Raw genomic sequence first — 11,068 nt, forward strand, 5'->3', positions numbered from 1 at the left:
GACCGTACCCATAAACCAGTTGTAGAGCCGACCGTCGGCGGATACGAAGAGGGCATGACTGCACTCGGTGTCGTATTCCGTCCCCAACTGCCCCCGGAACGCCTCCGGGCCGTGGCACGGCTCGCGGACAGCACAGGTCTGGAGGAACTCTGGTTGTGGGAGGACTGCTTCCTGGAGGGCGGGATCTCCACGGCCGCCGCCGCGCTCGCCTGGACCGAGCGGGTGCGGGTCGGGATCGGGCTGCTGCCCGTGCCGTTGCGGAACGTCGCCGTCACGGCGATGGAGGCGGCCGCGCTGCACCGGATGTTCCCGGGGCGCGCGACGGTCGTCGTCGGGCACGGGGTGCAGGACTGGATGGGGCAGGTGGGGGCGCGGGCGGCGTCGCCGTTGACGCTGCTGCGGGAGCACCTGCTGGCGCTGCGGGCCCTGTTGCGCGGGGAGCGGCTCACCACCGAGGGGCGGTACGTGAAGCTGGACGACGTCGCTCTCGACTGGCCGCCCCAGGAGGCCGTGGAGGTGCTCGCCGGTGCCACCGGGCCGCGTACGCTGCGGCTGGCCGGTGAGGCGGCGGACGGGACGCTGCTCACCGCGGCGACGGCGCCGGACGGTGTGCGCGCGGCGCGGCAACTCATCGAGGAGGGGCGGAAGCGGGCCGGGCGGGACGATTCCCACAAGGTCGTCGTCTATCTGCTCGCCGCCACGGGCGACGACGCCGCCGCGCGGCTGGGTGCCGAGCTGGCCGCCGAGGGGCTCGACGGCGTCCCGGATCTCGGTGTCGCCGGGGACGCGCGGGCTGTCGCCGAGGCCGTGCGGAGGATCGCCGATGCCGGGGCCGACACGGTGGTCCTCCAGCCGACGGCCGACGAGCCCGACCCGGAGGGTTTCGTACGGTTCGTGGCCGAGGAGGTACGGCCCCTCGTGCCGTAGGCATCGGCAGCCGGGCCGGACGCCGGCCCGGACGCCGGGAAAATCAGCGGCGCCCCCCGGCACCCGCCTGCCACGATCCCCGCATGGCAGAGAAGACGGAGAACCGCACGTTCGAGGACCTGGTCGCCGAAGGCGCCGCCGTGCCCACCGAGGGGTGGGACTTCTCCTGGTTCGAGGGGCGGGCCACCGAAGCGCGGCCCTCGTGGGGGTACGCGCGCTCGGCGGGTCACCGGCTGGCCGGTGCCACGGCCGCGCTCGACGTCCAGACCGGGGGCGGGGAAGTACTCGACTTCGCCCTCGGTACGGCGGCTCCCGCCCGGCCGGTGCTGGTCGCCGCCACCGAGGGCTGGCCGCCGAACGTGGCCAAGGCGACCGCCCTGCTGCGGCCGCGGGGCGTCGCGGTGGTCGCCGCGCCGGAGGACGCGCCGCTGCCCTTCGCCGACGGGGCCTTCGACCTCGTCCTCAGCCGGCACCCCGTGCGCCCGCAGTGGCGGGAGATCGCCCGGGTGCTGCGGCCGGGCGGGACGTACTTCGCCCAGCACGTCGGGCCGAGCAGCGTCTTCGAGCTGGTGGAGTACTTCCTCGGGCCGCAGTCGGACGAGGTGCGCAGCGGCCGGCATCCCGAACGGGAGCGGGCCGAGGCCGAGGCGGCGGGGCTGGAGGTCGTCGAGCTGCGGGCCGAGCGGCTGCGGATGGAGTTCTTCGACATCGCCGCCGTCGTCCACTTCCTGCGCAAGGTGATCTGGATGGTCCCGGGTTTCACCGTGGCGGCGTACGAGTCCCGGCTGCGCGACCTGCACGAGCTGATCGAGGCCGAGGGGCCGTTCGTGGCGTACAGCGCCCGGCACCTCTTCGACGTCCGGAAGCCCGGGGAGTAGCAAATCGGGCCGTGCGGGCAGAAGTGGATGAATCGCCGGGGTGTTCATCTTCCATCTCCCTGGAGTTTCCGCATCGTTATCCCTGGCGACTCGTGCGGGCGTCACGGCTCACGTAAGTTCAGACCAAGGTAATTCGCGTGAGCAAAGCCACGCGGGTGGTACCGCGCAGCGGAGGGGGCTGCGCGGTGCCGGAACGCGGTCGGCATGGGCGTCAAGCGGCCGTTCGCGACCGGGTCGCCCATCGGAGGGACGCGGGGCTCGGCCGGCCGGGTGGCATCCAAGGGGGCATAGATCCTCTTGATCTCTCCGTATACGGCCCGTTTGCCTGGGAATCCGCTGTGTTTCAGCCAGCGGAACCCCTTGAATGAAGCATTCCGCGCTCACCGCCGAGTCGCCGGATGACTCCGGAGAGTAGTTTTCCGGCGCTGATGCGCGCATTCGCCCTTACGAAGGGTTATGGTGGAAACCCCCCCTCGGGCCGGTCCGTCTCCCCCCCACGGACCGGCCCGTTTTTTTCCGGCCCCACGTACTCCGTCGGGGCCGCGCCCAACCGACCGCCCCGGGCCCGGAATCCCCCGCCAAAGTCCCGCAGGGGTAGGCTTCGCCAGCGGGGACCGCCACACCGGAGGGGCTGACAATCACGTGAACCTGCGCGACAGGCTGCGCGGCCTGCTGGTCAGGCTGTACGCACGCCGGGTGGAAGGCCACCTGGACCACGCTCAGGTGCCCAAGCACATCGGCGTCATCATGGACGGCAACCGCCGCTGGGCGAAGGCCGCCGGCTCCAGCACCGTCCACGGACACCGGGCCGGTGCCGAGAAGATCGAGGAGTTCCTCGGCTGGTGCACCGAGACGGATGTCGAGGTCGTCACGCTGTGGCTGCTGTCCACGGACAACCTCGACCGGCCCAAGGACGAGCTCGTCCCGCTCCTCGGCATCATCGAGGACGTCGTGCGCACCCTGGCCGCCGACGGCCGCTGGCGGGTGCACCACGTCGGCACGCCCGACATCCTGCCCTCCCAGATGCAGACGGCGCTGAAGGAAGCCGAGGAGGCGACCGCGCACGTCGTCGACGGGATAACGGTCAACGTCGCCATCGGCTACGGCGGCCGCCAGGAGATCGCCGACGCGGTCCGCTCGATGCTCCATGACGCCCACGGCAAGGGGGTCTCCATGGAGGACCTCGCCGAGTCCGTCGACGTCGACATGATCGGCCGTCACCTCTACACCCGCGCCCAGCCCGACCCCGACCTGGTGATCCGTACCAGCGGCGAGCAGCGGCTGTCCGGATTCATGCTGTGGCAGACGGCCCACTCGGAGTACTACTTCTGTGAGGTCTTCTGGCCGGCCTTCCGCAAGGTCGACTTCCTGCGCGCCCTGCGCGACTACGCCGCACGTCACCGGCGTTACGGCGGCTGAGAGCCGGGTACCCGCTCCCAGGACGTACCCCTGGGGGAAAGGGTCGCGTATACCCCATTTCAGGCGGGTGTAACAAGGAGTTCATCGGCGCGCCGTCTCATGCATTTGCATGGCGCCGCTTGTTCGAGGGCATAAGCCAAGCAGGTCGACACCCGAACCACGGGCGTCGCATCTCAGCGGACGGCACGGGGCCGTCCGCCCGGGAGGCCCTTTGCACCAGCCCGACCGTGCGTTCCCTGCACGGAAGCAGCCGCGGAGGGCCGGTTCTCGGCCCGCCGCGCGCGGGGCCGACCACCGGCCCGACTGGTTCCCGCCCACCCGGCCCAGTCTCCTTCTCGTCGCTCCCCGACCTCATCCGAGGGGGTACGTCCTTCCGTGGTGACCAGCACAAAGCGCCACAAGCCAGACCGGCGCACCTATGTTCTCGACACCAGCGTCCTGCTGGCCGACCCGAACGCCCTGACCCGCTTCGAGGAGCACGAGGTCGTGCTCCCCATCGTCGTGGTGACGGAACTGGAGGCCAAGCGGCACCATCCCGAACTCGGCTACTTCGCCCGGCAGGCCCTGCGCCTGCTCGACGACTACCGGGTGAAGCATGGCCGCCTCGACGCCCCCATCCCGATCGGGGAACTCGGCGGAACCGTCCGTGTCGAGCTCAACCACTCGGACCCCAGTGTGCTGCCCAGCGGCTACCGCCTGGGGGACAACGACTCCCGCATCCTCGCGGTCGCCCGCAACCTCCAGGCCGAGGGGTACGACGTCACCGTCGTGTCGAAGGACCTGCCGCTCAGGATCAAGGCGTCGTCCGTGGGCCTCCTCGCGGAGGAGTACCGGGCCGAACTCGCCATCACGGACTCCTCCGGCTGGACCGGGATGTCCGAACTGACCCTGCCCGGCGAACAGGTGGACGTCCTCTTCGAGGAAGGCCACGTGTACGTCCCGGAGGCCTCCGACCTCCCGGTGCACACCGGCCTGACGATCCAGTCGGAGCGCGGCAAGGCACTCGGCAGGGTCACCGCCCAGGGGAACATCCGGCTGGTGCGCGGCGACCGGGAGGTGTTCGGCATCAAGGGCCGCAGCGCCGAGCAGCGGATCGCGCTCGACCTGCTCCTCGACCCGGACGTCGGCATCGTCTCGATGGGCGGCCGCGCCGGCACGGGCAAGTCGGCGCTGGCGCTGTGCGCGGGCCTGGAGGCGGTCCTGGAGCGCCGCCAGCACCAGAAGGTGATGGTCTTCCGCCCGCTGTACGCGGTCGGCGGCCAGGAGTTGGGCTATCTGCCGGGCTCCGAGGCGGAGAAGATGAGCCCCTGGGCCCAGGCGGTCTTCGACACCCTCTCCGCGGTCACCAGCCGCGAGGTCATCGAGGAGGTCACCGCGCGCGGGATGCTGGAGGTCCTGCCGCTCACCCACATCCGTGGCCGTTCGCTCCACGACGCGTTCGTGATCGTGGACGAGGCGCAGTCGCTGGAACGGAATGTCCTGCTGACCGTTCTGTCCCGAATCGGCGCCAATTCGCGGGTCGTTCTGACCCATGACGTGGCACAAAGGGACAATCTGCGAGTGGGCCGCTACGACGGTGTGGTCGCCGTGGTGGAGAAGCTGAAGGGGCATCCGCTCTTCGCGCACGTCACGCTGACGCGGTCCGAGAGGTCCCAGATCGCCGCACTTGTGACTGAAATGCTAGAGGACGGTCATATCTGACCGAAGTGTCCAAGTAGGGCGGTTCGACAATCAGTTGGCGCCGTCCGGCGAAGGCCGAGAGCCTAGCCGGGCGGCGCCTTCGTGCGTGGCCTTTTCTGGAAATCCCCAGGCCCAAACCGGATGTGAGCTTTCACACGCAACTGGGAATTGCCACCCGCCGTCCGGTTACGGCAGAGTCTCACTCCTGTCAGGCCCCGCATACGACACACCTGTACCCCCAGCGGTACGGCACCACTTGAGCACCACCTTCAACTCCATACCGAAGGTCGTATGCCGCCCGAGCACCACACGGCTCTCCTCCGGGAGTCGCCTACCGGGCCCGTGCCTCCCGTGACCCCGCAGTTGGGAGGCCAGCGTCAAGGGCACGATTGCGTCCGCCAGGGTCACCGAAGCGGGCGATGCTGGAAGGAAACCGTGTGAGCCGGATTTCGGTCCGGGGATTCGCAGTGGCCTCGGCCACCGCGGTCACCGCCGTGGGAAGCGTCGTCGGAGTTGCCTCGGGCAGCGTCGCGCAGAACAACGACGCCGAGCCGACGGCTGCCGACACCACGCTCCTCGCGGACATACCCGCGGGTCAGCAGGCCCAGGTGCAGACCGCGTCCCTGACGCAGCAGGCCGACACCGCGGCCATCGCCGCGGACACGAGCGCCAAGAAGGATGCCGAGGAAGCCGCCCGCAAGGCCGCCGCCCACACGGCGATCCAGAAGAAGGCAGCCGCGGAGAAGGCCGCCGAGGACGCGAAGGCCCGTGCCAAGGCGAAGGAAGCGGCCAGCCGCGACGCCGTCCGCACCGAGTCCGCTGGTAGCAGCAGCAGCTTCCCGGTGCAGAGCTCCTACACCGTCGCGCAGGTCCAGGCGATGGCGCGTCAGATCGTGGGAGCCGGGCAGTTCCAGTGCTTCAGCAACATCGTGGACCACGAGTCCACCTGGAACTACAAGGCGGTCAACCCCTCCTCCGGCGCCTACGGTCTCGTGCAGGCCCTGCCCGGCTCGAAGATGTCCTCCGTCGGTGCCGACTGGCAGACCAACCCGGCCACCCAGATCAAGTGGGGCCTCCAGTACATGAACGAGCGCTACGGCAGTCCCTGTGACGCCTGGTCGTACTGGCAGGCCAACGGCAACTACTGAGGCCGGCCGCCGCTCTCAACCTCGTACAGCCCCTCCCCGTCCTACGGGGAGGGGCTGTTGCCCTGTACGGTCGGATTGGAACGACTCCTGGGGGGGAGTTGGTGGAGAGCACCCGGGGACACGAGGGACGCGGGGGAAAAGGACGCATCATGTCACGAGTGCCAGGGTGGCTCGGCAAGCTCGGCGCCGGTCTCACCGAGATGAGCGAGCGCCTGGACGAGCGGCGCGTCGAGGTGGAGCGCGAGAACGCCCCGGATTCCCCGGCCACCCTGCCGGAACCCACCGCCGCCGGCCCCGCCGTCGACGCGGCCCCCGCCGCCGAATCGGCCCCCGCGCCCGAAGCGCCCCCCGCCCGCGACGCGGCCCCCGCACCGCCCGCCCGCAGGGCCGCGCCCCCGGCCGGTCCCCGCCCCGACCCCGCCGAGGCCGTGCCCTGGGGAGTGCGGGTGGCGGCCGAAGCCGGGTGGCGGCTGCTGGTCCTCGCCGGCACCCTGTGGGTCCTGATGCGGGTCATCAGCGCTATCCAGCTGGTGGTGTTCGCCTTCGTCATCGCCCTGCTGGTGACCGCGCTGCTCCAGCCGACGGTCGCCCGGCTCACCCGCCGCGGAGTGCCGCGCGGCCCGGCCACCGCGCTCACCGCCATCAGCGGGTTCGTCGTCATCGGGCTCATGGGCTGGTTCGTGACCTGGCAGGTCATCGAGAACATCGACACGCTCTCCACCCAGATCCAGTCCGGCATCGACGACCTGCGCGACTGGCTGCTGAAGAGCCCGTTCCACGTCACGGACAAGCAGATCAACCAGATCGCGAAGAACCTCCGCGAGGCGATCGGCGCCAACGCCGACCAGATCACGTCCGCGGGCCTGGAGGGCGTCCAGGTCATCATCGAGGCCCTCACCGGCATCCTGCTGGTGTTCTTCTCGACCCTGTTCCTCCTCTACGACGGCAAGCGCATCTGGGAGTGGTTCCTGAAGCTGGTGCCCGCCGCGGCCCGCCCGGGTGTGGCCGGCGCCGGTCCGCGCGCCTGGCGCACCCTGACCGCCTATGTGCGCGGCACGGTCCTGGTCGCCCTGATCGACGCGATCTTCATCGGCATCGGCATCTACTTCCTCAACGTGCCGATGGCCGTCCCGCTGGCCGTGTTCATCTTCCTGTTCTCGTTCATCCCGCTCGTCGGCGCCGTCGCCTCCGGCGCGCTCGCGGTGATCGTGGCGCTGGTGACCCAGGGCGTCTTCACGGCCGTCATGACCCTGGCGGTCGTGCTCGCCGTCCAGCAGATCGAGGGCCACGTCCTCCAGCCGTTCATCCTCGGCCGCGCGGTCCGCGTCCACCCGCTGGCCGTCGTCCTCACGGTCGCGGCCGGCGGCATGGTGGCCGGCATCGGCGGCGCGGTGGTGGCCGTACCGCTGGTGGCCGTGACGAACACGGTGGTGGGGTATCTGCGCGGGTACTCGGCGGAAGCGGTCGCGAACCGCAGCGAGCCGTCAGCCGTAGAGGGCGACCATGGCGGCGAGTAGCAGCACGGCCGAGGCCGCGAGGGCCGGTATCCGGTAGCGGCTCCACGCCGCGAGCGCGCACGAGTACGACCAGGCCCCGCCCGCGAGGGCGACGGCCCACCAGCCGGCCGTCGTGTGCGCGGCCGACAGAAGAACCGGCGCCGGCACGAGCGTCGGCGGGACGACGGCGTGCCGTGGCCCGATGCCCAGCCTCTTGTACACGACGAGCAGCACGATCAGGGAGCCCGCGAACAGGAGTGGGAGGGCTGTCAGGTTCCATCCGGTGACGCAGGGGCCGTCGGTCGTCCGGCAGATCCGGTCGCTGCGCCGCCCGACCCATGAGAGGTAGGCGAGGGCGCCGGTGGCCAGAGCCGCTCCCGTGGCGGCGGCGCCCAGCACCCGCGGCAGGGCGGCCCCTGGTTCGGTGCGGGGGATGGTCATGCCCCGCAGCCTTCCGTATGCGACGACCGGGGGCCTGAGTACGGATACTCAGGCCCCCGAGCTTCGTACGGCGCCTGCTAGTTGCAGTTCGTGCTGTCCTGGACGTTGTTGATGATGTAGGTGCTCGAGCTGGAGGAGGACTTCATCAGCGACGTGACCGTGCCGCAGCCGCCGTGGTTACGGTAGACGGGGCCCGCGTACTCGGAGAAGGTGCCCGAGTCCTGCGCGCAGCCCTCCGCCGTGTAGTTCGAACAGAGCTTGATCTTCATCCACTTCGCGGTCGTCGTGTTGTTGTCGAGGATGGCGCACGTGGGAGCGTCGTTGCTCGCGGGGTTGCTGCCCTTGACGTAGACGAAGAGGGTTCCCTTGCGCGACGCGTCGGGCAGCTGTTCCGCCTTGTAGAGGTTGTATCCCGTACCGCAGACGGTCGCGGCGGCGGCGACAGCGGTGGGCTGTGCCGCCGCGATCGCCTTCGTGTTCTTGTCGGCCTTGACGGAGACGCTGGGCACCGGCTGGTCGGCGGCGGCGACCTGCGGAGCGGTCACACCGATGAGGCCCAGGCCGGCCACGGCGGCGGCGAGCGCGGTCCTCGACGAGACACGGCTTCGAATGGACATGAGATCCCCCTAGGAATGTGGTCCCCGGGAGCTAATCAGATCGTCTTCGACGCTGTCGATCAGTCGGACGGCGGTGAAGTGGAGAGCTCAACTCCGTTATGACTCTGCGCGTGTGCAGCTTCCTCGCCCGGAGGGAAGTATCGGACATCGTTCGATGACTTGTTCACCCATGGTTTCCGGCCCCGCCGGAATGAGTGGTTCATGTCACACAGGCGGGTGCACGACGGCCCCTGCCCAGCGGATGGGCAGGGGCCGTGACGCGTCTGGAGCGGGTTACTCGGCCGCCTCGGCCATGACCGCCTCGGCCTCCAGGGTCACGCCCACCGCCTGGATCACGGACGCGATCTTGAAGGCCTCCTGGATGACCTCGCGGTCGATGCCCGCCTTGCGGAGCACCTGCTCGTGCGAGTCGAGGCACATGCCGCAGCCGTTGATGGCGGAGACCGCGAAGGACCACAGCTCGAAGTCGACCTTGTCGACGCCGGGGTTGCCGATGACGTTCATCCGCAGACCCGCCCGCAGGGTGCCGTACTCGTGGTCCGACAGCAGGTGACGGGTGCGGTAGAAGACGTTGTTCATCGCCATGACGGCGGCGGCCGACTTCGCGGCCGTGTACGCCTCCGGCGTCAGGTTCGCCTTCGCCTCGGGCTCCAGCTCGCGCAGCACGATCGGGGAGCGGGAGGCGATCGCCGTCGCCAGCACCGTGCCCCACAGCTGCTGCGCCGGAAGCTCGGAATTGCCGATGACCGAGCCCAGGTTGAGCTTCAGGTCCTTGGCGTAGTCCGGTACCCGGGACTTGAGGGAGTCGATCGACATGTCAGGTCACTCCCCGGCCAGCAGCTTGACCGGGTCGAGCGTCTCGTCGCCCTTGCTCCAGTTGCACGGGCAGAGCTCGTCCGTCTGGAGCGCGTCCAGCACCCGCAGGACCTCCTTGGGGTTACGGCCGACCGAGCCCGCCGTGACCATGGAGAACTGGATCTCGTTGTTCTGGTCGACGATGAAGACGGCGCGCTTGGCGAAGCCGTCCTCGCCCTCGATGCCGAGGTCCCGCATCAGCTCGTGCTTGGAGTCGGCCATCATCGGGAACGGCAGGTCGCGCAGGTCGTCGTGGTCCTTGCGCCAGGCGTGGTGCACGAACTCGGAGTCGCCGGAGAAGCCGAGCACCTGGGCGTCACGGTCGGCGAACTCGTCGTTCAGCTTGCCGAAGGCCGCGATCTCGGTCGGGCACACGAAGGTGAAGTCCTTGGGCCATGCAAAGACGATCTTCCACTTGCCCTCGTAGGTCTTGTGGTTGATCGTGTCGAACTCCTTGCCCTTCTCCAGCGAGACGCAGGCGGTCAGTTCGAACTCGGGGAACTTGTCACCGACAGTGAGCACACGCTCTCCTTGCAGCGAGGAAACACCCGTATTGCGGTGTTTCCCATGGGTTGGACGTTCTCGATGTTGGCACAGAGTGCATTGATCCGGGAAATAGCTACACTTGGTCGGGTTGATCGGAGGTGGCTATCAGTGACCATGAGTGGCGGCAAACGGCGCCAGCCCAGCCTGTCCCAGTTGCGCGCGTTCGCCGCCGTCGCCGAGTACCTGCACTTCCGGGACGCGGCGGCCGCCATCGGCATGAGCCAGCCCGCGCTGTCCGGGGCGGTGTCCTCCCTGGAGGAGACCCTCGGGGTCACGCTCCTCGAGCGTACGACCCGCAAGGTGCTGCTCTCGCCCGCCGGTGAGCGCCTCGCCGTACGGGCGAAGGCGGTGCTGGACGAGGTCGGGGCGCTGCTGGAGGAGGCCGAGGCGGTCCGGGCCCCGTTCACCGGGGTGCTGCGGCTGGGGGTCATCCCCACCGTCGCGCCCTACCTGCTGCCCACCGTCATCGACCTGGTCCACGACCGCTACCCGCACCTCGACCTCCAGGTGCACGAGGAGCAGACCGCCAACCTCATCGAGGGGCTGACCAGCGGGCGCCTCGATCTGCTGCTGCTCGCCGTCCCGCTCGGCGTGCCCGGGGTCGTCGAACTCCCCCTGTTCGACGAGGACTTCGTGCTCGTCACGCCACCCGACCACTGGCTCGGCGGCCGCGAGGGCATCCCGCGCGAGGCCCTGAAGGACCTCAACCTGCTGCTCCTGGACGAGGGCCACTGCCTGCGCGACCAGGCGCTCGACATCTGCCGCGAGGCCGGACGGGAGGACGCCCCGGTCACCACCACGGCCGCCGGCCTGTCCACCCTGGTCCAGCTCGTCGCCGGGGGACTCGGCTGCACCCTGCTCCCGAGCACCGCCCTCAAGGTCGAGACGACCCGCAGCAACCAGCTCCTCACCGGCTACTTCGCCGAACCCGCGCCCTGCCGCCGCGTCGCCCTCGCCATGCGCGCCGGCGCGGCCCGCGGCGCGGAGTACCAAGAGCTGGCGGCCGCACTGCGCGAGGCACTGCGGCCGCTGCCCGTGAGGGTCCTGGACAGGGCCTAGTA

11 protein-coding genes are annotated in these 11,068 nt (G+C 69.8%); 7 read left to right on the forward strand and 4 right to left on the reverse strand.

Annotated features, from left to right (window positions below):
* The first annotated feature begins 54 nt into the window (after positions 1-54).
* From ACFY01_RS40315 to ACFY01_RS40340, 6 genes are all read left to right on the forward strand, one after another.
* Entirely contained in the window at positions 55-927 is an 873-nt protein-coding gene (locus ACFY01_RS40315; RefSeq protein ID WP_390740820.1) for an LLM class flavin-dependent oxidoreductase, read from the forward strand.
* Positions 928-1,010: 83 nt separating this feature from the next.
* Complete coding sequence (locus ACFY01_RS40320; RefSeq protein WP_390740755.1) at positions 1,011-1,805, forward strand: class I SAM-dependent methyltransferase; 795 nt, start codon at positions 1,011-1,013, stop codon at positions 1,803-1,805.
* Positions 1,806-2,447: 642 nt separating this feature from the next.
* Complete coding sequence (locus tag ACFY01_RS40325) at positions 2,448-3,224, forward strand: isoprenyl transferase (RefSeq protein ID WP_390740756.1); 777 nt, start codon at positions 2,448-2,450, stop codon at positions 3,222-3,224.
* 375 nt (positions 3,225-3,599) lie between these two features.
* A complete protein-coding gene (locus ACFY01_RS40330) occupies positions 3,600-4,925 on the forward strand; it encodes a PhoH family protein (protein ID WP_390740757.1) in 1,326 nt (441 codons plus the stop codon).
* Between the two features lie 416 nt (positions 4,926-5,341).
* Positions 5,342-6,052 (forward strand): transglycosylase SLT domain-containing protein, encoded by a 711-nt coding sequence (locus ACFY01_RS40335; protein WP_390740758.1) that lies wholly within the window; start codon positions 5,342-5,344, stop codon positions 6,050-6,052.
* Positions 6,053-6,201: 149 nt separating this feature from the next.
* Complete coding sequence (locus tag ACFY01_RS40340; protein ID WP_390740759.1) at positions 6,202-7,569, forward strand: AI-2E family transporter; 1,368 nt, start codon at positions 6,202-6,204, stop codon at positions 7,567-7,569.
* Here the strand turns inward: ACFY01_RS40340 and ACFY01_RS40345 are convergent.
* The 4 genes from ACFY01_RS40345 to ACFY01_RS40360 form a co-directional block, all read right to left on the reverse strand.
* Complete coding sequence (locus tag ACFY01_RS40345) at positions 7,537-7,989, reverse strand: hypothetical protein (RefSeq protein WP_390740760.1); 453 nt, start codon at positions 7,987-7,989, stop codon at positions 7,537-7,539. The two genes, ACFY01_RS40340 and ACFY01_RS40345, sit on opposite strands and share 33 nt — an antisense overlap.
* Before the next feature lie 77 nt (positions 7,990-8,066).
* Complete coding sequence (locus tag ACFY01_RS40350; RefSeq protein WP_390740761.1) at positions 8,067-8,606, reverse strand: hypothetical protein; 540 nt, start codon at positions 8,604-8,606, stop codon at positions 8,067-8,069.
* Positions 8,607-8,879: 273 nt separating this feature from the next.
* Complete coding sequence (locus ACFY01_RS40355) at positions 8,880-9,422, reverse strand: alkyl hydroperoxide reductase (protein WP_390740762.1); 543 nt, start codon at positions 9,420-9,422, stop codon at positions 8,880-8,882.
* A 6-nt stretch (positions 9,423-9,428) separates the two neighbouring features.
* Entirely contained in the window at positions 9,429-9,983 is a 555-nt protein-coding gene (locus ACFY01_RS40360) for a peroxiredoxin (protein ID WP_390740763.1), read from the reverse strand.
* A 138-nt stretch (positions 9,984-10,121) separates the two neighbouring features.
* Here ACFY01_RS40360 and ACFY01_RS40365 point away from each other — a divergent pair, with 138 nt between their 5' ends.
* Positions 10,122-11,066: a LysR substrate-binding domain-containing protein gene (locus tag ACFY01_RS40365; RefSeq protein ID WP_390740764.1), complete on the forward strand. Its 945-nt coding sequence runs from the start codon at positions 10,122-10,124 to the stop codon at positions 11,064-11,066.
* The last annotated feature ends 2 nt before the right edge of the window (positions 11,067-11,068 follow it).

It is taken from the genome of Streptomyces sp. NPDC001480 (genome assembly GCF_042894725.1).
Taxonomy (GTDB): Bacteria; Actinomycetota; Actinomycetes; order Streptomycetales; family Streptomycetaceae; genus Streptomyces.

What these genes read in the sequence shown, in the direction of transcription:
- ACFY01_RS40315 (WP_390740820.1), top strand. Translation starts at nt 55, where the DNA reads ATGACTGCACTCGGTGTCGTATTCCGTCCCCAACTGCCCCCGGAACGC.
- ACFY01_RS40320 (WP_390740755.1), top strand. Translation starts at nt 1,011, where the DNA reads ATGGCAGAGAAGACGGAGAACCGCACGTTCGAGGACCTGGTCGCCGAA.
- ACFY01_RS40340 (WP_390740759.1), top strand. Translation starts at nt 6,202, where the DNA reads ATGTCACGAGTGCCAGGGTGGCTCGGCAAGCTCGGCGCCGGTCTCACC.
- ACFY01_RS40345 (WP_390740760.1), bottom strand. Translation starts at nt 7,989, where the DNA reads ATGACCATCCCCCGCACCGAACCAGGGGCCGCCCTGCCGCGGGTGCTG.
- ACFY01_RS40350 (WP_390740761.1), bottom strand. Translation starts at nt 8,606, where the DNA reads ATGTCCATTCGAAGCCGTGTCTCGTCGAGGACCGCGCTCGCCGCCGCC.
- ACFY01_RS40355 (WP_390740762.1), bottom strand. Translation starts at nt 9,422, where the DNA reads ATGTCGATCGACTCCCTCAAGTCCCGGGTACCGGACTACGCCAAGGAC.
- ACFY01_RS40365 (WP_390740764.1), top strand. Translation starts at nt 10,122, where the DNA reads ATGAGTGGCGGCAAACGGCGCCAGCCCAGCCTGTCCCAGTTGCGCGCG.